Source organism: Membranihabitans marinus, assembly GCF_019802045.1.
GTDB classification, from domain to species: domain Bacteria; phylum Bacteroidota; class Bacteroidia; order Chitinophagales; family Saprospiraceae; genus Membranihabitans; species Membranihabitans marinus_A.
In genome coordinates this window covers 257980-280380 of record NZ_JAHVHU010000004.1, presented here as the reverse complement: position 1 = coordinate 280380, position 22401 = coordinate 257980, and the positions used below count along the sequence as shown (strand labels likewise).

20 protein-coding genes are annotated in these 22401 nt (G+C 41.2%); 12 read left to right on the top strand and 8 right to left on the bottom strand.

The genetic code is table 11. The annotated features are described in order from the left end of the window. Window positions 1-235 precede the first annotated feature (235 nt). Window positions 236-1063, top strand: a complete 828-nt coding sequence (locus KUV50_RS04070; protein WP_222578819.1) for a hypothetical protein — start codon at window positions 236-238, stop codon at window positions 1061-1063. After that, window positions 1056-1604 carry a ribosome maturation factor RimM gene (locus KUV50_RS04065; RefSeq protein ID WP_222578818.1) on the top strand — a complete coding sequence of 183 codons (549 nt, stop codon included), beginning with the start codon at window positions 1056-1058 and terminating at the stop codon, window positions 1602-1604. Before KUV50_RS04070 ends, KUV50_RS04065 begins: the two co-directional genes overlap by 8 nt. A gap of 443 nt (window positions 1605-2047) precedes the next feature. Here KUV50_RS04065 and KUV50_RS04060 read toward each other — a convergent pair whose 3' ends face one another. Continuing rightward, window positions 2048-3340, bottom strand: a complete 1293-nt coding sequence (locus tag KUV50_RS04060; RefSeq protein ID WP_222578817.1) for a NupC/NupG family nucleoside CNT transporter — start codon at window positions 3338-3340, stop codon at window positions 2048-2050. 262 nt (window positions 3341-3602) lie between these two features. On the opposite strand from KUV50_RS04060, the gene KUV50_RS04055 reads away from it, so the two are divergent. Further along, window positions 3603-4223 (top strand): uridine kinase, encoded by a 621-nt coding sequence (locus KUV50_RS04055; RefSeq protein WP_222578816.1) that lies wholly within the window; start codon window positions 3603-3605, stop codon window positions 4221-4223. 63 nt (window positions 4224-4286) lie between these two features. Here KUV50_RS04055 and KUV50_RS04050 read toward each other — a convergent pair whose 3' ends face one another. Both KUV50_RS04050 and KUV50_RS04045 read right to left on the bottom strand, forming a co-directional pair. Further along, window positions 4287-5534 carry a class I SAM-dependent RNA methyltransferase gene (locus KUV50_RS04050; RefSeq protein WP_222578815.1) on the bottom strand — a complete coding sequence of 416 codons (1248 nt, stop codon included), beginning with the start codon at window positions 5532-5534 and terminating at the stop codon, window positions 4287-4289. A gap of 119 nt (window positions 5535-5653) precedes the next feature. Next, entirely contained in the window at window positions 5654-7069 is a 1416-nt protein-coding gene (locus KUV50_RS04045) for a trypsin-like peptidase domain-containing protein (RefSeq protein ID WP_222578814.1), read from the bottom strand. Window positions 7070-7272: 203 nt separating this feature from the next. Between KUV50_RS04045 and KUV50_RS04040 the strand changes: the two genes are divergently transcribed. Together KUV50_RS04040 and dapF are read left to right on the top strand one after the other, a co-directional pair. After that, window positions 7273-7449 carry a hypothetical protein gene (locus tag KUV50_RS04040; RefSeq protein ID WP_222578813.1) on the top strand — a complete coding sequence of 59 codons (177 nt, stop codon included), beginning with the start codon at window positions 7273-7275 and terminating at the stop codon, window positions 7447-7449. Then, window positions 7449-8237 carry a diaminopimelate epimerase gene (dapF, locus tag KUV50_RS04035; RefSeq protein WP_222578812.1) on the top strand — a complete coding sequence of 263 codons (789 nt, stop codon included), beginning with the start codon at window positions 7449-7451 and terminating at the stop codon, window positions 8235-8237. The genes KUV50_RS04040 and dapF overlap by 1 nt, the downstream gene beginning before the upstream one ends. A 41-nt stretch (window positions 8238-8278) precedes the next feature. On the opposite strand, the gene KUV50_RS04030 is transcribed toward dapF, so the two are convergent. Continuing rightward, window positions 8279-8596 (bottom strand): hypothetical protein, encoded by a 318-nt coding sequence (locus KUV50_RS04030; protein WP_222578811.1) that lies wholly within the window; start codon window positions 8594-8596, stop codon window positions 8279-8281. A gap of 122 nt (window positions 8597-8718) precedes the next feature. Here KUV50_RS04030 and KUV50_RS04025 point away from each other — a divergent pair, with 122 nt between their 5' ends. The 6 genes from KUV50_RS04025 (at window position 8719) to lepA (ending at window position 18277) form a co-directional block, all read left to right on the top strand. Next, window positions 8719-9459, top strand: a complete 741-nt coding sequence (locus KUV50_RS04025; protein ID WP_222578810.1) for an electron transfer flavoprotein subunit beta/FixA family protein — start codon at window positions 8719-8721, stop codon at window positions 9457-9459. A 24-nt stretch (window positions 9460-9483) separates the two neighbouring features. Continuing rightward, entirely contained in the window at window positions 9484-10437 is a 954-nt protein-coding gene (locus KUV50_RS04020; RefSeq protein WP_222578809.1) for an electron transfer flavoprotein subunit alpha/FixB family protein, read from the top strand. Between the two features lie 137 nt (window positions 10438-10574). Next, window positions 10575-11159, top strand: coding sequence for a bifunctional nuclease family protein (locus KUV50_RS04015; RefSeq protein ID WP_222578808.1), 585 nt, complete (start codon window positions 10575-10577; stop codon window positions 11157-11159). Between the two features lie 571 nt (window positions 11160-11730). Further along, window positions 11731-14547 (top strand): TonB-dependent receptor, encoded by a 2817-nt coding sequence (locus KUV50_RS04010; protein ID WP_261394979.1) that lies wholly within the window; start codon window positions 11731-11733, stop codon window positions 14545-14547. 11 nt (window positions 14548-14558) lie between these two features. Continuing rightward, window positions 14559-16067: a T9SS type A sorting domain-containing protein gene (locus KUV50_RS04005; protein WP_222578806.1), complete on the top strand. Its 1509-nt coding sequence runs from the start codon at window positions 14559-14561 to the stop codon at window positions 16065-16067. Between the two features lie 410 nt (window positions 16068-16477). Next, complete coding sequence (lepA, locus tag KUV50_RS04000) at window positions 16478-18277, top strand: translation elongation factor 4 (protein WP_222578805.1); 1800 nt, start codon at window positions 16478-16480, stop codon at window positions 18275-18277. A gap of 245 nt (window positions 18278-18522) precedes the next feature. Here the strand turns inward: lepA and KUV50_RS03995 are convergent, their stop codons facing one another. The 4 genes from KUV50_RS03995 to KUV50_RS03980 form a co-directional block, all read right to left on the bottom strand. After that, on the bottom strand, window positions 18523-19098 hold the full coding sequence (locus tag KUV50_RS03995) for a Maf family nucleotide pyrophosphatase (RefSeq protein ID WP_222578804.1): 576 nt from the start codon (window positions 19096-19098) through the stop codon (window positions 18523-18525). Between the two features lie 11 nt (window positions 19099-19109). Next, the gene (locus KUV50_RS03990) at window positions 19110-19940 is read right to left on the bottom strand and encodes a UbiA family prenyltransferase (protein ID WP_261394992.1); all 831 of its coding nucleotides are present in this window, start codon (window positions 19938-19940) and stop codon (window positions 19110-19112) included. Window positions 19941-20033: 93 nt separating this feature from the next. Further along, window positions 20034-20528 carry a KdsC family phosphatase gene (locus tag KUV50_RS03985; RefSeq protein ID WP_222578802.1) on the bottom strand — a complete coding sequence of 165 codons (495 nt, stop codon included), beginning with the start codon at window positions 20526-20528 and terminating at the stop codon, window positions 20034-20036. Next, entirely contained in the window at window positions 20528-20857 is a 330-nt protein-coding gene (locus KUV50_RS03980) for a hypothetical protein (protein ID WP_222578801.1), read from the bottom strand. The genes KUV50_RS03985 and KUV50_RS03980 overlap by 1 nt, the downstream gene beginning before the upstream one ends. Before the next feature lie 469 nt (window positions 20858-21326). On the opposite strand from KUV50_RS03980, the gene KUV50_RS03975 reads away from it, so the two are divergent. Continuing rightward, on the top strand, window positions 21327-22379 hold the full coding sequence (locus KUV50_RS03975) for a restriction endonuclease (RefSeq protein WP_222578800.1): 1053 nt from the start codon (window positions 21327-21329) through the stop codon (window positions 22377-22379). Window positions 22380-22401 lie beyond the last annotated feature (22 nt).

The window sequence follows — 22401 nt, the reverse complement described above, 5'->3', positions numbered from 1 at the left end:
GTCAAACAAAATTCAGCTTGCATCAGTAGACTGGTTAGTAAAATCATGATACTACTTTAAAAATTAACCCTTGGGTTCACAATTTGCAGAAGGCTCTGTAGCGGCGGTTTTAACCGCCGACATTATAAAATAGTGATAGGTAATAAGACGTATTTTATATTACACGCATATTGTTCCGCATACAGAGGATGGATAGCCAAGGATAGTAGAATTTTTTAATATCACAAGCATTAAGATGAGATTATTTTTCATAGGATCTATTTTATTTATGCTGTGTGTCATGACTGTTTTTTCATGTCAGGAAGACATAGATATCACACCCAATCCATCGCTGCTGGATGAATATTACCCGCTGGAAGTAGGGGATATTCGGACCTATGCGATAGACTCCATTACCTATGATTTTGATGGGGATTTACGGCAAATAGTCATTGACACTGCAAGCTATATACTTCAGGAGCGCGTTCTGGAGACCGTCGATCTCCATGGTGAAACCTGGTATCGAATCGGTCAGTATCGGTCCCGTATGAATGGAGGGGACTATGAGATTATAGATTATGTGTATGAGCGAAACGATCCACCGCGTCTATTAAGAAAAGAAGGGAACCTCACTTTTATTCCTTTGGCAAGTCCCTTGACCTTATATGATGAGTGGGATGGCACGGCTTATTTTGATGCTTCATCGATTACCCGATTTGTACAGGGAGAACTCATCAGACCTTATGATGAGTGGTCCTACCTGTATTTGGATCTTTGGGATCAGTATGAAGTAGATGGTGCTGTTTATCATGACGTGATTCAAATCAATCAACGGGATACCGCTTCCATTCCCTCCGCTGGAAATCAGCGATTGATTTTACCTGAAGAGCAATTGTTTTACTATTTGGCCAATGAATTTTATGCTCCACAAAAGGGGCTTATTGAGAAAGAGGAGGTTCATCTTAGTTCCATATGCGCTTCTTCCAATGTGGATGATTTTCAGGCGTTTTGTGATACCACCACGATTTTTGTGAATGCAGAACGTGGCTATATTTTTCGTAAAAAACTGATATCACTTGAATAATTTATTGACAGAAAAAGACTTTATCAAAATAGGTCATACCGGTGGTTTGCATGGGTATGACGGCTCGGTACATCTTATCCTGGATGAGGCATTTAAGTCTGTTCTGGATCGGGATCAGCGGTTTATTTATTATTTAGAAAATGGCATGTTTGTTCCTCGGTTTATACGAGTATGGAATTCCGATAAATCCAAAATTAGCTTTGAGCGGATCACGGTCCGTGAAGAAGCAAGAGGATTAACAGACCAAGATGTGTATCTACGCAAACATGATCTGCCAGATTCAATGCCAAATGCTCACGAAACCGATTTTCAACCATGGAATCTACTGGATGGTTACCAACTTTGGGATGTAAGTACGGATACCTTAACGGGGGCCATAGAATCTGTAGAGGAATATCCGGGAGGATGGATGATGGAAGTAAACAAAGAAAACCGGTCAGAATCACTTCTTGTACCGTTGGCAGAACCCCTGATCGACCGAATCGATGAAGAAAATCGGGTGCTTTATATGCGACTCCCGATGGGCTTGGAGGAACTTTAGTTAATGGTAGATGGTAGATGGTAGATGGAATGATACTTTTTCAGTAAATTCTATTTTGCTGATAATTCATCCTGTGCTTAACAGGGGAGGGAGGGTGTCTAGAGGTTATTTTATTGCTAGGTTTTATACCATTTGAATTTGATAATGCCGTGTAAAATTTCTGCAATGGTGAAGTCAATATTTACGTTCCGATTTCAATCGTGGTCTGGTCCCCAACTAGTCAAATATATTTAAAGCAAAGTTAATCTTACTTGTTTTTAGACTTTTTAGCGGAGACATGTATTTGGAAAAAATTACTATCAACCTCTATGATCTACCATGTACAATACAAATTCACAGGATCCCTCCCGTGTGTTATTATTAAATTTTAGTTTTCCACATTTTATAGTCCTTAGGCAGGGAGACTGTCAAGCTATTTCAATAGGATTCAAATAACTCAATAACTAATTCACTATAACTCCCGCAATAGTTGCCGTGAGTAAACAAGCTACAGTGCCACCTACCAGAGCCAGCACGCCCAGCTGAGTCAAGTTTTTCTTTTGACCGGGAGCAATCGCTCCGATGCCGCCAATTTGAATGCCGATGGATGCAAAGTTGGCAAAACCACAAAGAGCATATGTAGCGATGATAATGCTTTTTTCCTGGAGCATGCCGCTATTTTTCATATCCGTTAAAGTGAGATACCCAAAGAATTCATTGAGAATAGTTTTTTCGCCCAGCATTTGACCGACGGCAACGATATCTTGCCCGGGCACACCAATCATCCATGAAATGGGAGAGAATAGCAAGCCAAAAACGTATTCCAACGATAAACGGTCATAGGTACCATCGGTCACTTGGACGATGTAGGCATTAAGATGGACGACATCACCCGCCCAGCCCAACAAATGGTTAATAAAAAAAACAAATGCCATAAAAGCAAGCAACATTGCGCCTACATTCACGGCGAGTTTTAACCCGTCGGTCGTCCCATTGGTGATGGCTTCTAGAACATTGGATCCAGCTTCACTTGGTGGGATATCCAGATTCTTATCGAGCTGCTCGGGTTCATTTTCCGGAACCAGCATTTTAGCGGCTATGATGGCAGCAGGAGCCGAAATAATAGAAGCAGTAAGCAGATGCATCCCAAAGGTGGCCTTTTCAGCGGCCGAGTCTCCACCCAACATACTCAGATAAGCTCCAAAAACACCCCCTGCGATGGTCGCCATACCTCCGGTCATCAGACACATGATTTCTGAACGGGTCATTTTTTCCAGATACGGTTTGATCACCAAAGGGGCTTCCGTCTGGCCAATGAAAACATTCGCTGCAGCCGCCAGGCTCTCCCGGCCACTCAATTCCATGAGACGGTTCATCAGCCAGGCAAATCCATAGACCACTTTTTGGAGGATACCCAGATAGTAAAGCAGGGAGGATAAGGCGGAGAAAAATATAATCGTGGGCAACACCGTAAATGCAAATCCGAAGGTTTTTTCCGGTCGGGCCAGATCCCCAAACAGAAAGATGGATGCTTCTTCAATTGCCTCGATCATCATGACAAAAAAATTGACAATGATCTCAAAAAATGTACGTACAAATGGAACCTGTAGGATCAGTATAGCCAGGATGATTTGTAAGAATATGCCGGCAATAACCAGGCGCCAATTGATGTTTTTCCGGTTCCTGCTAAATAGGTAGCAGATGAATAATAGAAAAATCATCCCTATTAATCCACGGTACAGGTCTTCAAATGTCATGTGATGAGATTACGGTTGACGTTAAGGTTAAGAACAATATTAAGGTGCGTAAATGTCGATAATATGTCATTAACTTCATGGCGCACGGTCGATGCATCGTTACATCGGTATTTTGAAAATTAGGTTAAACTTATAAAACTCCCTTTGGTTTCTCTTGAATTTTGGTATAAATTTTCAATTTCCGCATATTTTTTACCGATGGGCTGGAGCTCGCGTATAAAAATAATATCTTGTGCCGTAAAAAGGGCAACAGCACACCATCATGACAACAACTATCATTGGAATAAGCGGAGGAAGCGGTTCCGGAAAAAGCATGTTCCTCAACGAACTTCGTCAAAAATTTGATCCAACGCAAGTCGCTTTTATATCACAAGATAATTATTACAAACCCCGCGAAGAGCAAAAAATCGACGGAAAAGGAGTTCAAAATTTTGACTTGCCGTATAGCATTAATCTGGATGCATTTACCAATGACCTGATTCAGTTAAAAGCCGGACAAAAAATCACTCGTCAAGAATATACGTTCAACAATCCAAAAATACAACCGGGTATCATCGAGGTTCATCCGGCGCCAGTGATCTTGGTGGAAGGTCTTTTTATATTTTCTCACCAACCCATCTGGGATTTACTGGATCTGAGGGTTTTTATTCACGCTTCGGATAGTCAACGGCTCTCCAGACGGATTATTCGTGACCAAATGGAACGAAATTATCCATTGGAAGATGTGTTGTATCGGTATGAACACCACGTATTTCCTGCTTACAAGGCATATATAGAACCCTATTACAACAAAGTCGATATTATTGTCAATAACTTTTCAAATTACGATTCCGGCTTAAAGGTGTTGGAGTATTATATTTTGCAAGAAATTAACGCTCAATAGCTGCTTGGTTCGCCCCAAGCCGGACAAACTGAAGTGTTGATTGGATTTCTTTGCCACGATGTACTAACGGCGCCGGTTTTTATTAGCGCGGGAAGAGGTCGGCCTTGATTTCTGACCACGTTGTGCATCCTTATTTTTAAAATTTCGATTCTTCCGATGACTAGGATCCCCTGATCTATTATTGCGCTTACTGGCGAAACTGAGTTTGGCAAACTGACATTGAATGGGTCCGTTGAATACTACATATGATTTTTCAACCCGGAAACCGGCTCTTCGGAGATTGACTTCAGCCGGACAAATAATCCAGTTGTCATAATTTTTATAATGGCGGTAAAGCATATTGTTGATCTGGTTGTAAAACCGGATCGTGTCATCTACACGCAACCGAACATTGTAGGGTGGATTGACAATTACCGTCGCTTTTTCGAGGGGGGGCTCATACTTGAAAAAATCGTGATTGTATATCTGAATCGATCGAAAGCTTCCGGCGGTCCGAGTATTTTTCTTTGCACCCTGAACGGTATCATCATTGTAATCAAACCCTATAATTTCAGGATTGTTTGTGCGGTTAACCCGCATTTTTGCGCCCTTCATGATGAGTTCCCATCGTTCTTCATCGTAGCCTGGCCAATGTTGGAAACTAAAACTTTTCCGGTTGATCTGAGAAGGGATATTTCGGGCATACCGATGTGCCTCGATCAGTAACGATCCACTTCCACACATTGGATTCAGAAAGGGGCTTTCCCCGTCCCACCCGGTCAATTGGATTAACCCCGCTGCCAGGACCTCACTGAGTGGCGCAATGCCGGGAAATTTTTTATATCCCCGGATGTGAAGAGATTGTCCGCTGGAATTCAGCGATATCACAACAGTCTTATCGCGAATATAAAGTGTAATATCAATATCTGGATCTTTCTTTTGAACAGATGGCCGCTCTCCACGGGCATCTCTTATACGGTCCACGATAGCATCTTTGCATACTAGTGCGGCATACATGGTGTTGTCAAAAAAAGGCGAGAAGACATCTGTGTCGATGGCGAAGGTCTTGCCCTCCGGGATAATCTTTTCCCATTCGATCTTCTTGCTTTCCGTGTATACGTCCTGGGCTTCTTCAATGGTAAATGAAGCCAATTCAGAAAGGACTTTTAGCGCGACACGTGATTCGAGGTTGGCCCGATACATAATGCGAGGCGTACCTGAAAATGCAACGCCTCGTTTTTGAACTTCAAGATCGTTGGCCCCCAGATCTTTTAATTCTTTTTCCAGGATTTGTTCCAGTCCGGTATATGTTTTGGCAATGTATTGATCCATTATTGTTTTATCAGTTATTAGTTATCGGTTACTGGTTATCAGAACTGGTTACAAGTTTCCGAGAAATTCGTAGTAATGTATTTTGACCGGTCAAAAATAGCGTAATATCTCATACTCCACTAATTCAGGTGCCCAATATTGAAGCTGTAATAATACGTCTGTTCTTCTCCCGGATATTTACCGGCCAGCGTAATGTCTTCACCCGCTTCGACAAATTTGCTATAAAAGTCTTTTACATCCAATATAAACTTTGTATTAATGGATGTAATGATAAATCCTGGCTTTAGATTGAGCGTTTCAGCCATGCTTTCTTTATAAATACTTTCCACCCGTATGCCATGCGTATTGTATTTATCAATCTCCATGGGTTGCATATTCCGCACTTCAATCCCAAATTTCAACAATAAAGGGTAATCTGGATTATCGCTTTCCTGGATGAGGGTGACTTCCAAGGTGTCTATGATGCGGTCCCGTTGATAAACTAGCGAAACAGGGCGTCCTGGTTCAATACTCCATAGCGCTTCCTTAAGGTGATTAACCGAAGTCAGCTCTTGACCGGCGATGCTTAGGATATAATCAAAAAGCTCCAAACCATGCCATTGGGCTGGTGTGTTTTTTTCTACTTCTTCGATCCGTATGGCCGAAGTGCGTTCTCCTATTCGATTGTCAACTGGAATCTTTTGATAGGTGGCCCGAATACCCAGCAGACCCCGGTTTACATAACCGTAAGTGCGTAAATCGGTAAGAATTTTCCGGGCAAGATTCGATGGTATAGCAAAGGAATATCCTTCAAAATTTCCAGAACGGGTTAGAATGGCCGTGTTAATCCCTATAAGTTCACCATTTTTATTGATTAAGGCGCCGCCGCTATTCCCTGGGTTGATCACGGCATCGGTCTGAATGAATGACTCAATCACATTGGGATTTTTGCTGAGCCCAAGCTGGCGATGAAGACCGCTTATGATCCCTTCGGTCACGGTGGCTTCCATGCGGAATGGATGTCCTAGCGCGTAAATTTTTTGTCCTGTGTGCAGTATATCTGAGTTGCCAAAACGACTATAGGTGAGGTTATCTGCCTGGATCCGGAGCAACGCCAGGTCTGTTTTAGCATCATAACCTACTATTTCGGCCGGCAAAATATCTTTGTTCCACAGCACCACTTTGATGTCATCTGCGCCTTCAATGACGTGATAATTCGTGCAGATGTATCCATTCTCGGAGATAATAACCCCTGAGCCGTTTTGATTTACCTGGTTGGAGTAAAATTTTCCAAACCATTCCTTTTTCCCTGATTTAATCTGAACCAGAGAACGCAACCCATTTTCAAATATTTCTTTGTTGGGTTCCGGTGTTTTCACAGGCGCTATTTGTCGATTAAAAGCAGATTGGGGAATGGGCGGGTTTTCCGGAAAACGTGTAGCCGGTATGCGTTCCCGGATAATAATGGTCTCCGGTTCTTCAAAATACTTGAACAACGCGATGGTAATAAAGGACGCCAGAACGGCTGTCATTAATATGGACAAACTATTCTTCATAAATATTGTTTCAAAGATATTTATAAACGTCGGGTTTATGGCTATTTGTAGGTTTTTTGTAAAAATTCATTTCAAATTTGACAAACCAGCTCAGAATTTATCAACTTCGCATTTACTGATGATTAGTGACGAACCTGACATCTATTTTTGAGGTTTATTGTGAGTAAAATTATTTTTAAATTGCTAAGAAGCCAGATGAACTTATGACTGAAGAAAAAAAAGAAGGTAAGCCGATATTTTATAATATCTGGGGCTGGAAATACAACAAGATTTCTTTGATATTTATATTGCTCGTGTTTCTGGCTATGATCAGTCTGAAAATGTGTGATAGTCCACATGTCGTCCAGGAAGATCCCGAACAGATTAAAATTATTCAGTAATGAAATTTGTAAAATATCAGGCAACAGGGAATGATTTTGTGGTGGTTAATGGAGACGTGGAAAAGCTTAACCTTTCAGACTACGAAACCATCAAAAAATTATGTGATCGCAGATTTGGCATCGGAGGGGACGGATTTATTGTTATTCGCAGCCACAGTGAGACCGACTTTGAGATGTTGTACTACAATTCCGACGGGAGACCGGGTAGTTTGTGCGGAAATGGGAGCAGATGTGCGGTGGCATTTGCGTATGAAGCGGGATTTTTTGAAGGAAAAGAATGTAGTTTTATGGCTTACGACGGAATTCATCGTGCCAGGTTTCATTCCGAAATAGGAAAAGTGGAGCTGGAAATGGCGGATATATCCAATATAGAGATAGGAACGCAAATGGTTATTTTGGATACCGGATCACCACATTATGTGACATTGGTCGAAGATTTGAGTGATCTTGACATCGTGGAAGCTGGTAAAGCAATCCGGTTTTCACCTCGATTCGCAGAAGACGGGATCAATGTTAATTTTGTGGAACAAAGCGGTGAAAACCAAGTTATCGTAGCTACTTATGAAAGGGGCGTGGAAGATGAGACCTATTCCTGCGGTACTGGAGTGACTGCCAGTGCGTTGGGTGAGTATGTATTGAGCGGCCAAACAGAACAAGGTCAACATGAAGTGAATATACAAACGAAAGGAGGAAATCTGGCAGTCCGGTTTTTAGTAAGTGATGGTAATTTTGAGGATATATGGCTTATCGGTCCGGCGACAAAAGTGTTTGAAGGAGAGATAGAATAATTTATGGACCATCCATATTACTGACTGTTTATGGGATGCTTTCATTCAAAATATTCATGTTTTAACCCAGCGAGTTCCTTGTAAAGATTGGTTTCTCCTGCACTTTGAAGGACGGGGAGACCGGCATTAATGATTTCAATAGCCTCCTCAGGTTGGTTCTTTTCAATCAGAAAAAGGGCAAAATGATAATAAGTACCTCCATATTCTGGAAAATTATTGATCAGATGGCGAAAATGGTTTTCGGCTGAAACGAGATCATTGACTTTTTGATATTCTTTGGCAAGCGCAAAATGAGGAAAAGGATTTGTGGTGTCTTCCTGGGCAGCTTCCAAAAGCTTATTGATTATTTTTTGACTCATGGTTAATTATAAGTAGTTGAAATACAGTATCATAAAAATTATCATATGGAATTTGACTTATTCAAATTCATATTTAATATCTTTACCACGAGCAAATATAAGATTATAAAATTGATTGACTTATGAAAATAATAGTATGTGTAGCACGGGCCATTGAGACCACTGCAAAAATTAAATTTAATGACGACAACACCGCCTTTGACGATCAGGGGGTGCAATATATCATGAATCCGTATGACGAATGGTACGGCTTAGTGCGAGCCCTGGAGTTGAAAGAGCAACATGGTGGGGATGTGACCGTGCTTCATGTAGGTGGAGAAGCATCTGATCAGATTATTCGCAAAGCATTGGCTATTGGAGCTGATCAGGCCATTCGGATCAATCATGAACCGGAATCTGCCGAAACCACTGCTTTTTTATTGGCCAACCAGCTCAAGACTATGGAGTATGATCTCATATTCACAGGGCAGGAAACGGTGGATTACAATGGCGGCATGGTTCCTCCAATGCTTAGCGCGCACTTGAAACTCCCATTTGTGGGAATCGCATCCCATTTGGATGTGACAAATAAAGAGGCTACGATCACCCGACAAATAGAGGGTGGGGTCGAGATCGTGCAAGCTTCTTTGCCATTGGTGGTCAGTGCTACTAAAGATCTAGCTGAACAACGAATTCCCAACATGAGAGGAATTATGATGGCCAAAAGAAAACCAATCGATGTGGTCGAACCGGAATCCTATGAATCCAAATCATCCATGAATAAATTTCATTTACCATCCAAGGAAAAGAAAATAACCTATGTTGATCCGGAAGATATGGATGAACTAGTTCGTTTGTTGCATGAAGAAGCCAAAGTAATTTAAGAACATATTAAAAACCAGATAATAATGTCAGTACTAGTATTTTGTGAATACAGCGATGATGGATTCAAAAAATTCACACGCGAAGCCATGACTTATGGCGTCAAATTATCAGAGTCTTTAAGTTCTGAGGTGATTGCTATCGTAAATGATCCGGATTTTGATCAGAATACGATCCAACACCACGGTATTAGTCAGGTCGTGACTTATTCGGATGTACCCCTTGGAGATAGTCAGTCAACAGCTCAAGTAATCAGTGAAATTGCAACTCAAAAAAATGCCAAAGTTGTCATTATCCCTTTTAATTCGACGGGGAAAAATATAGCCGGACAAGTGGCTGTTCAATGTGGTGGCGGCATAGCTACCTCGGTATCCGGTTTGCCGCTTTCGGTAGACCCGTTGACTGTTCCGGTAAACGTATTTGCGGGAAAAGCTACCGCCGAGGTGACGATTGAGAATTCCTGTGCAATTTTAGCTATTCAAAGTAATTCCATTGCAACAGAAGAAAAACCAGTCGATGGTGTTCACGTAGAATCATATGGAGGAGATCAATCTTCTGCCATAAAGATCATCGAACGGAAAACAGTCACCGATGATATTCCTCTACCTGAGGCGGAGTTGGTTGTTTCAGGAGGAAGAGGATTAAAAGGACCTGAAAATTGGAACTTAGTAACAGATTTGGCCAATGCACTTGGTGCTGCAACGGCTTGCTCACGGCCGGTGGCAGATTCGGACTGGCGACCACATTATGAACATGTCGGCCAAACCGGGGTTACCATCCGCCCTAATCTATATATAGCCGCAGGTATATCGGGTGCCATTCAACATTTAGGTGGCGTGAACAATTCCAAAACAATCGTAGTTATAAATAAAGATCCTGAAGCTCCCTTTTTCAAAGCGGCCGATTATGGTGTGATTGGGGATCTTTTTGAGGTTCTTCCACGACTCACTGATGCAGTCCGGAAATTTAAATCAGAATAATATAGAATCGATCGGGGGGGCGAGAGTACATCCTAAGGGATCAGGAAAGTGATGTTTCTGATATTTGCCTGGTCATTATGGTGGTTATCTGAAAGTATTTTTTAATATTTGACGTGAGTGTTATATATTAGAACTGAATGAAAAAAATAGAATTAGATATTATCGCATTATCTCATTCCGTGACCCAGTCCAATAATTATGCTGTGGTCTTAGGAGAACAGGAAGGAGTACGGAGACTTCCCATTGTGATTGGAGGTTTTGAAGCGCAAGCCATTGCCGTAGCTATGGAGCGAATGTCCCCAACCCGGCCTTTGACCCATGATTTGTTTAAAAACACCCTCAATATCTTTGAAATTGACCTCAAAGAAATCATTATTAATGATTTACTTGATGGGGTGTTTTATGCGAAATTGATTTGTCAGCATGACAATAAATTGATCGAAGTTGATTCTCGTACCAGTGACGCATTGGCATTGGCAGTTCGTTTTAATTGTCCGGTGTTCACTTATGAATTCATTCTCGAATCTGCCGGAGTAATCCTGGAAGGTGACGAGGAGAGTAAAAAGACAGCACCACCACCAAAAAAAGGAAAGCGAAAAGGCCTGGAATCATATTCTGTCGATACGCTCAATAAAATGCTAGAAGAGGCCATACAAAAAGAAGACTATGAAAAAGCAGCTAAAATCAGAGATGAAATGGCTCGGAGATCAAAAGATTCATAATTGATCTTCGGCTTTGAATTGTTAAAGATATTTGCTACATTAGCAAAGAACAAGTAGTATAAACATCCTAAAGGCCGGACTCCCAAAACTGGTTTTACGAATGTATTTATACAATACAAAAATGTAAAAAGCCTTCCTTTTAGGAGGGCTTTTTTTATTGATTACTTGCCATAAAACGAATATTTTGACAATTGACTGATTGTCAATAAATTTAAAATTATTTTTAATCCCTTTTCAAAATATACCACCACAAACTACAATTTATACGGTTTATATAACAGGGTAAAACTTGTCGAAGACCTCCTTGAATTGAATATATCGAGTAAGCCTATGGTGCCAGGCTTACAATTCAAATTGGCTACGAAGAATGCAGAATCAAGAGACCATGAAAACTATTTTCTTGAATTTGGGTCAAAAAATATCTAAAATAAGCACTTTTTAAGTCAAAATAGTTATTTTGTTGGCAATTAGAATTATCGAAGTTGCAATCTATAGAAATGAAAATGTGATTTGATTATTATCGATTACTGGAATGATCTGTCATTTTAGAAATTATCAAAAATTGAATTATTTGAATAAAATAAAAATTGGCGTATTTCTTTTATTGATGATCGGTGCCGGCACGCTATCCGCTCAGACGATAATACGCGGAAAAATCGTGGATGCCCAAGATGGAGAACCATTGATTGGAGCCAATGTTCGTATTGAAAACACCGAGGTCGGCACGGTGACAGATTGGGACGGTGTGTTTCGTCTGGAGACAGAACTCAATCCTCCACTGACATTAATCTTAAGTTATGTCGGTTATGAAAACATGAAGGTTAACTATGCGCAAAATGATCCGCCACTGAATATTGCTATGAATTCCCAATCTATTAACCTGGGAAGTGTAGTGATCAAGAGTGAAAGGTTGACGGAGAAGCAAAAAACCGCTCCGCTTACCGTTGAATCGCTGGATTTAAATGCAATAAAGGAAACAGCTTCCACCAATTTTTACGATGGGTTAGGCGCTTTAAAAGGGGTCGATTTGACGGCTGCCAGTCTGGGATTTAAGATAATTAATACCCGAGGTTTTAACAGTACCAGCCCGGTACGTTCGCTACAGATCATTGACGGGGTTGATAATCAGGCACCGGGTCTAAATTTTTCATTAGGAAATTTTCTAGGTTCATCAGAGTTGGATGTTCGAAAAGTAGATATTATCGTAGGAGCCAGTTCAGCATACTATGGACCAAATGCTTTCAATGGGGTGATATCCATGGAAACAAAAGATCCTTTCTTTCACCATGGTTTATCTGCCTATGTAAAAGGCGGTGAACGGAACATGCTGGAAACAGCTGTTCGATGGGGCCACGTATTACGCAATGATCAGGGTGACGCGTGGATGGCGTACAAAATGAATTTTTCATTTTTACGAGCAGATGATTGGGAAGCGGAGAATTATAATCCCGTATTCGACACGGAAGCCGGTGTGGGGAATCCTGGCGGATATGATGCAGTTAACATTTATGGAGATGAATACTACCCTGGCAATGACTTGACTACAGCTCCGCCATGGCGATTTGTGGGCATGGGCATTTGGCATCGACGTGGATATAAGGAAACCGACTTGGTCGATTATGATACCAAAAATATCAAAGGAAATGTCGCGCTACATTTTCGGACGAATCCCGATGCGGAGTACCTGAGCCCGGAAATAATTGTATCTTCCTCGCTCGGTAACGGGACGACCGTCTATCAGGGTGATAACCGATTTAGTCTAAGGAATATTTTATTTTTGCAGAATCGCCTGGAATTCAAAAAGAAGGACAAATATTTTCTCAGAGCCTATATGACCATTGATGACGCCGGAGATAGTTTTGATCCCTATTTTACGGCATTGCGTCTTCAGGAACAAGCCAAGGATGAAACGACCTGGTCTGCCGATTACACGAATTATTACCGCAGCAATTATGCCAAAAAGCCAGTTGAACTGGGTTATCCGGAGTTGCAAATTGATGTTGATGAAAGTGGTAATATTATTACCTCTTTTGATCGTGATGCAGCGCAAATGTGGTTGGATGCGAACCAGGATTTGTTAAAAGAATGGCATCAGAATGCACAAACGGCGGCAAACCAGCCCAGTCCGGTGAACAATGGTTCCAAGGCATTCTATGAACCCGGTACGGATCGGTTTCGGGAGGTGTTTCAACGAATCATCTCACGCAAATCCAATTCAACAGAGAAAGGAACCCGGTTCTACGATAAATCTGCACTTTATCACCTGCATGGAGAATATAAATTTGAGCCGACTTTTTTAAAAAGCTGGACCGTGGGCGGAAATGCGCGACAATATCGGCCGGATTCAGATGGAACGATCTTTTATGATTCAGCCGGAGTTACCTTAACGAATTTTGAATTCGGGATTTATTCTGGGCTGGATAATAAATGGGGCAACAGAGAGCAATGGACTACCACCTTAACCATGCGGTTGGATAAAAATGAAAATTTCAATTGGTTGTTCTCTCCAGCAGCATCAGTGGTTTACCAACCCAAAGACAATACTTATCTTCGACTTTCTTTTTCAAGTGCGATCCGCAATCCGACACTTAGTGATCAATTCCTTGATTTTAATGTTGGTCGTGCCATTTTATCCGGGAATCTCCATGGCGTAGATTCGTTAATTTCATTGGATTCGTTTGATGAATATCGAAAAACGCTAGAAACTGATAAATTGAGCTATTTCTCGATTGATCCTATTCAACCAGAAAGCGTAAAAACGGTCGAAGCTGGCGTGCGAACATCTCTATGGAACAAATGGTATCTTGATGCTGGGTATTATTACAGTATCTATAATGATTTTATTGGCTATAAAATCGGTCTCAAAGGGACCTTTGATGCACAAACTGGTTTGACAGACGAATTGCAAGCTTACCGATATTCTGCCAATTCCACGAACCAGGTGACCACACAGGGTGCATCCATCGGATTAAATTATTACCTAAATGATGTTTTGGCATTGCGGGGCAATTACAGTTGGAATAAATTGAATAAAGCGTTTGAAGACGATCCTATTATTCCGGCATTTAATACCCCGGAACATAAATTTAACCTGGGAGTGAGTGGGCGAAAAATGAAAATTCCTTCTCTGGATCTTAAAAACCACCAGCTGGGGTTCAACATAAATTATAAATGGATTGAAGGTTTTTTATTTGAGGGTTCTCCTCAATTCACCGGAATTGTTCCAACCTACGATCTTTTGGATGTACAAATTAACTGGAATTTCATTAATCTAAACACGACTATCAAGATCGGAGCGTCTAATGTGTTAAATAACCAAAAATTTCAAACATATGGCGGTCCCAGAATAGGAAGGTTGGGATATATTACTATCTTATATGGAAATTAAAATTTGAAAGCATGAAAAAATTTTTACTTATTTGTTTTGCTCTATTGACTGGATTAAGCCTTTGGGGGCAGGAAAGATATCTGGATCCTGTTTTTGAAGAAGTTAAGGTTACGAAGGATATAAAATACGGGGAGAATTATACCATACTTACGGTTCCCTCCCTCGGAAAAGCAACTCTTCAAGACTTGGTTTTGGATTTATATGAACCAGTAGAGGACACCACGGCATTGCGACCCTTAGTGCTGGTGTGTCATACCGGAAACTTTTTACCCTATCCGGTTAATCAATCGACCTCGGGCGACAAAAATTCTGATCTTGCCAGTATAGAAATGGCCAAACGCCTGTCTAAAATGGGGTATGTGGCCGCGAATATGAATTACAGGTTGGGGTGGAATCCACAGGCCCCCACCGTAGAAGAACGGACGAATACCCTAATCAATGCTGCCTATCGGGGCGTACAGGACTTGCGTACTGCCGTCCGATTTTTTAAGAAAGATGTAGCAGAAAATGGCAACACCTACAATGTTGACACCTCAAGAATTGTGGCTTGGGGCGTGGGTACCGGTGGGTATGTATCATTGAACGCTGCCGTATTGGATGATTACACCGATGTTCTTATAGAAAAATTCTTTAGTAGCAGCACGACGGATCAGGGACAACCTATTCCGATGGTTATTCCTCAGATTCACGGTGATATCTACGGGACTTCCTATGGTTTTAATCCCTTAAATGGAGATACTTTGAGTGTTCCCAATCATGTCGGCTATAATTCAGACTTTCACCTCACCGTGAATGTTGGAGGTGCCATGGGGGACACCTCATGGTTAGACGCTGATGATGGTCCTTTTATCAGCTATCACGTTCCCACGGATCCCAACGCACCCTATAAAGAGTTTACCTTAATCGTTCCCACAACCGGTGAACAGGTCGTCGAAGTTCAAGGGAGTTATTTAGTGGATTCATTAGCTACGGTCTACGGAAATAATCAGATTTTTGCTGATCTTGAACTGGATGATAGTATCACGTTGGTGGCTGAAGCGCGCCGGGGAGATATAGCTGGTTTGCTGCCATTAATCGGTGATACCATCGTGGACAGTGCGCCCTGGCAATATTGGGATAAAGATAATAATGTAAATTCTGAGGGAGGGTTGAAAACTAATCCGACCATGTCTGAGGAAAAAGCGATGCGGTACATCGACTCCATCATGATGTTCTTCGCACCTCGAGCATATGCGGCGTTGGATCTCGGCGCACTGACTTACGTAGAGAATTTAAAATTTGAAATTGGATTAAAAGTATATCCAACCCTTGTCCAACAGGAATGTACCATAAAGACTGATCTGGATCATCCCTTTGAGGCGATTTACCTTTATGATCAGCAGGGACGTTATATGAAAAGTATTCGGAATATCCGAACCAACCAATACAACTTGGATATGTCAGGTATGCCGGGTGGATTGTATTTTCTGCGAATTCTGACACCGGAAGGATCATCAGTGAGTCGGATTATCAAGCAATGACAGAGCGCTTACGAATACGATAAACTACAGACCATGCCCGTCACAGACAGGCATGGTCTTTTTTATAAAATTTTGTTTCATTTTTCTTTTTAAAAAATATATAGCTTATAAAATTATGCAGATGCGAAGCATGGCTGAATTTAGCCTGGGTATCACGTAGAATGTAGCATATGAGTCCATCCTTTATAGAGATCACCGGGACGAACACTGCTGTGCAGAGATCGAATGGGCTAAAGGCCCACAGGGTGCGTGAACCGAGAATTTCGTCCAAAGAGTTATGATCGTCCTTTGACACAGGTGGTCAGAGAAGGTATTAATATAATTGGGTTTAGCAAAAACCTGTTTTTATTCCTTAATAAAAATAGCACCCTGATTCATGATCTGATTAAATTCACATATATTTGCATGCTATGGACAACATCAGAAATTTTTGCGTCATTGCCCACATTGATCACGGTAAAAGCACTTTATCGGACCGATTACTGGAGTATACCAATACGATCTCCGAGCGTAAGATGAAAGATCAGGCCCTGGACAGCATGGACCTGGAACGAGAACGGGGGATTACGATCAAAAGTCACGCTATACAACTCAACTACCCCCATTCAGATGGAACTACATATACGTTCAATCTTATCGACACACCCGGTCATGTTGATTTTTCGTATGAAGTTTCCCGATCAATAGCCGCTTGTGAAGGGGCTTTGTTATTAGTGGATGCTTCCCAGGGAATCCAAGCTCAGACGATATCCAACCTGTACCTTGCTCTGGAGCACGATTTGGAGATTATTCCAGTATTGAATAAGGTAGACATGGATTCAGCATTGGTAGAAGAATCGACCGATGAAATAGTTGATTTATTAGGATGTGCTCCGGAAGATGTCGTACTGGCCAGTGGGAAAACCGGTTTTGGAGTCGAAAATATTTTGTCTGCGATCGTGGAACGCGTACCCGCACCGGACGGAGATCCGAAAGCCCCTTTAACGGCGCTGATATTTGACTCTGTTTTTAATCCCTTCCGTGGTGTGATTGCTTATTTCAGGATATTCAATGGGACACTCAAAAAAGGGGACGCAGTACGGTTTGTTCATACCGAAAATGAATACGTAGCTGATGAAATTGGGGTGTTGCAATTGGATATGCATCCCAGGGAATCTCTATCAGTCGGTGATGTTGGTTATATTATTACAGGAATTAAAGTCAGTAAAGAAATAAAAGTGGGGGATACTATTACCCATGTTGAAAATCCTGCTAAATCAGTTATTCAAGGTTTTGAAGAAGTAAAACCGATGGTTTTTGCAGGAATCTTCCCGATTGATAACGACGACTTTGAAGACCTTCGGGACAGCCTCGAAAAATTACAGCTCAATGATGCAAGTCTGGTTTATGAACCCGAATCATCTGCAGCGCTGGGATTTGGTTTTAGATGTGGTTTTCTGGGGATGCTGCACCTTGAAATTATTCAGGAACGACTCTCCCGTGAATTCGATCAGGAAGTCATTACTACGGTACCGAACGTTTCGTATTTTGCATATACAAACAGGGCTCCGAATGATCGGTTAATTATCAACACGCCCAATGATTTGCCTGATCCCACATTGTTGAACCGGGTAGAGGAACCCTTTATTCAAGCACAGATTATTACAAAACCCGAATATATTGGTGGTATTATGACTTTGTGCATGGACAAGCGCGGAACGATGACCAAGCAGGTTTATCTCACCACAGAGCGAGTTGAACTTACTTTTGAATTGCCTTTGGCCGAGATTGTTTTTGATTTTTATGACCGATTGAAATCCATTTCCAGGGGATACGCGTCATTTGATTATACGCCATTGGATTACCGCGAATCAGATCTGGTTAAAATGGATATATTACTCAATAATGATCCCGTGGATGCCCTTTCCGCATTGGTACATCGTGAGAAGGCAGAAGCTTTTGGACGTAAAATATGTAAAAAACTCAAAGAATTGTTACCTCGACAGCAATTTAAAATTGCCATTCAAGCGTCCATTGGGGCCCGGGTAGTGGCTCGTGAAACTGTTTCCGCACTGCGAAAAGATGTAACCGCCAAATGTTATGGTGGGGATATCTCCAGAAAAAGGAAATTGCTGGAAAAACAGAAAAAAGGAAAAAAGAAAATGCGTCAGATTGGAAATGTAGAAGTACCTCAAAAAGCATTTCTAGAAGTGCTGAAATTAGATGATTAAGATTGTTACGAGGAATCATCGATTCAATCTTTGGTTTAAACATTCAAACCTTTTACCTTGGTAGCCAAATGTTTATTATAGGGCTGCTGGGGATTAATTGCAGGATGTGGTCATGTGTATTCATTGAGAATTTATTGAAGAAAATAGACCATTGACTTTGCTGAAGAAAATGCTTTTCTATGTTGATTTTATCCGAAACCAATAATTCTTCCCAGGAACTATCACTATACCTTGTGAACATCATATTATAACATAGGATTCAAATCCCTGACCGCCTGATATACTTCCGATGTAGGTAGTCCCATAACATTGCTGAAACTCCCTTCGATGCGTGAGATGTGACTCCAGCCGATCCATTCCTGAATTCCATAGCTTCCGGCTTTATCGAACGGCTGATATCTGTCAATGTAGTAGTGTATGGCTTCGTCAGATAATTTGTTCATCCATACTTTTGTCGTGGTTGAAAAGCATATTTCCTCTTCAGTGCGTAGACAGACACCAGTAATAACCTCATGGTGCCGGTGGCTTAATCGTGATAGATATTGTGCTGCTTCCAATTCATCCCCAGGTTTATGCAATATCTCATTATCCAACAATACCACAGTATCAGCAGTTAACAAGATCTCTCCCTGTTGCCTTGTATCGATGGCGTTTCTGTTTTTTTGAATCGCCAGTTGTAGCGGAATCTCCCTGGTAGGCCAGGATTTCTCAATAATCTCTGTATGTGAAACGTTCACCACACGAACATTCAAGTCAAGGGACTGGAGTAACTCGAATCGTCTCGGTGAAGAACTTGCTAATACAATGGGTGTAGGAATCATAGTGGGAAGGATTAATACAGCTGCCAGCATATAAGGAGGAAAACAGCCAGGACAAAAAATACTTTGATCAATTTTGAAAGTCGAGCATATTTTTGATCACTCGAAGTCAGATTGAATATATAAATCATTAAACAAATCGGTACTAGAATGAATAAGACACCTAGAAGCCACGGTACAAGTTTCAAGACCGGAAAAAGAAAATAGATCCAAATGGTGTTTGAGATCGTAATTATCCCCAGAAGTGCGCTAACTATACCTTTGAATTTGGGGAGTGAAATGCTTCCTATCGTATAAATTCCAGTTTTATGGTCGGCAAATTCATCTTCTTTATCCTTGATTATTTCTCTCAAAAGTGTGAGTAAAAAAGCATTTAATATATAACCTGAAAGTATAATTGCAACTGGATTTTTAGTCTGAAACGTAATATCAATACATCCCGGAATCAGATAGACTGGGATCCATACGGCTAGTGCACAGAGTAGAGCGATGACCAAATTTCCGAATAAAATGGTGTTTTTTAAATAATCTGAATATAGAATCAGCAAACCGGTACTAAGTATAACAATCACTGCGAGAGATGTAGGCCAATCAAAAATCATCCATCCGACTACACAGGAAACTACCCCACCCGTTGTAAAAATATAATACCAAATCCAAGCTCTTGAGGTAGGAACCTGTGATCCGATCATTTTGGATTTATTCTTATGGAAGCTGTCCGTGTGTATATCTCGAAGATCATTATAGATATTTCCACCGGCTAAAACCAACCCCGTGGTAATCGCTAACAGAATAAAGGAAGGATATGGTTCCGACGGATAATCACAATAGGGGAGCAGGTACATATAATATACCACTGCTTGCATGAGCCAGGTAATAACTATATTCTGCCATCGAACAACTATCAGAAAATCAGAAATATTCATCCAAATGGATTTTTACCACAATCCCCGGGCTCCCAAGATTCGTTCTATTAAGTCCCGGACGCAATCGTCACCGCCATTTTTATCAGATATAAAATCACTTGCAGCAAGTACTTCAGGAACGGAATCTTTTGGACACGCTCCAATTCCCGCCATTTCGATGCATTCGATATCAGGAATATCGTCGCCAATATACAAAACTTCAGCTGGAGACCATCCTTCTTCTTTCAAAAGGGCTTCAAATACCACTCCTTTTTGATGAATGCCGGAATGTATGATATCGATGCCCAATCCACGAAATCGTTTCTCAACGCCGATGCTAGTCCCGCCGGTAATTACAGCCATTTGAATACCGGCTTCGATTGCTCGTTTGATCGCATAACCATCGCGGGTACTCATGGTGCGGAGGAATTGTCCATCGTCGGTGACTAGCATTTGATGGTCCGTAAATACCCCGTCAACATCAAAAATCAATACACGAATAGATTCAAAATTATACGCTTCGGTCATTATAATAGTTTTATTTTCCATGGCTTGAACCACCAGGAAATTAGTGTAATGTGTTCCGGACGTTGGTTGACCGGATGTTTAAACAATAATCCAAAATTATAAAGTTCAATGGAGAAATTAAACTCTTTCTGACCTCTTATATTTTCCCATGCGGTATACCGATTCCGACTTTTATGAATATCCAGACATAAAAATACACCCGATTCATAATTCATACCTCCCCGTGACGATATAAGTAAATTCATGGACAGACTATCACCAATGATCAACACTTCAAAGGAATATTTGGATTTACTCCTTGGCTGAAGTACCGGTTTTACATACGCCATGAATGGGTGTAGATTTGCTTCACCAGCGCTCTTTTGAGGAGAACTTAACCCAAGTTCATGAGCAACACCAAAAAGCTCCGGTAATCTTTCATCCAATAGGAAATGCCTGACGCGATAATATGAAGAGAGCACAGTGATCCATTTTTTTGTGGTCAGATTCTGATTCTTACGGGAACCAGTAACACATACATGGGGTCGGAAATGCGGCGACCATAATCTGGTGGCAAAATCAAATAAAAACGGAGAATGGATATTATAAACTGTTAAGGATTTAAGGTAATAAATCCACCAGAGCGGGATACTCCATAGTGCCATTCGTTACATGCAATTTGTATTCAACTAACCCGGATGGGGCAATGTTTCAGATCTCGACCCAATATGAAATCTGGAAAATTGGTTTCATCCGATTTTACCGTAAAGATGCTTAAAAAATAATCAATTGTCTATCTTTGAATGGAAATGTTCTCCTATGGATTTCAACCAAATTGATTTCAAGAAATTTTTGAAGGCCGCGCTTAAAGTTCGGTTTCAAGGGATCAGCCCGTATGATTTTGAAGACTTCCTAAGCAAACTTTTCCGGGATAATGCATACACGATTAGCCCCACCAAATATGCAGGAGATTATGGCGCGGATCTGATTTTGGAAAAAGATGGACTGGTCACAGTGGTACAGGTGAAAAGATACCATCAGGATCACAAAGTAGGTGTTCAGGATGTTAACCAGGTCATCGGAGCAGCGAAGTATTACAAAGCCGATCAGATAATGATCGTGACCACCTCTGCACTTACAGAACCTGCTATGGAATTGTGTCGCAAAGCCAACGTGTATGTATGGGATTGGGATATCTTAAAAGGAGCCATTTACAGGACCTATGATCTTGATGATGAATGGTTGTTTGATATATCAACAGATAATCCTGAAGCATCCGATGATTATTTCGAATTTTATGTCCTCGAAGTGTCTCCGGATCAGTACGTGGAGGACAGTCCTGTTCCCCGCACGAAAGTCGTCATGGAAATGCACAATAAAAGTGGTCGCAATGTCAACGTTTTCCTTGATCTGCCGATTTTACTCCGACACAACAACAAACAGTACAACAGCGTCGACTGGGCACAAAACTATTTTAAATCCGGAATTATTTACAATGGCGCTGAGGTAGAAGTGGCCTGTTATTACCTGGAAGAAAATCTGTCAGAAATACAGAAAGGCGATCAAGTCCTGATCCCGGTCAGTGCACCGGCACTTTCTTTGCTCAAAACTTATACCACGCCCTTATCGCCAGAGGATACCAGGTGTTTTTTAGTTACCTATGCATTTGATAAATATTCACCGATGTATTTTGATGCTGTGCGGTTCCGCGATCGCATTTTATCAAAGTATAGGGTAGGGCGGTGGTGGATCCGGTTTTATTACAATTGGAGTCCTGTGTTTATTAATACCTTTGGCCATCTTCCGTTATTCCGTTTTTTTCTCAAAAAGATTATAAAACTTATCATGTCAGTTCGTTTAAAACGGTATTAGATCCATGCGATGGTCTACAAGG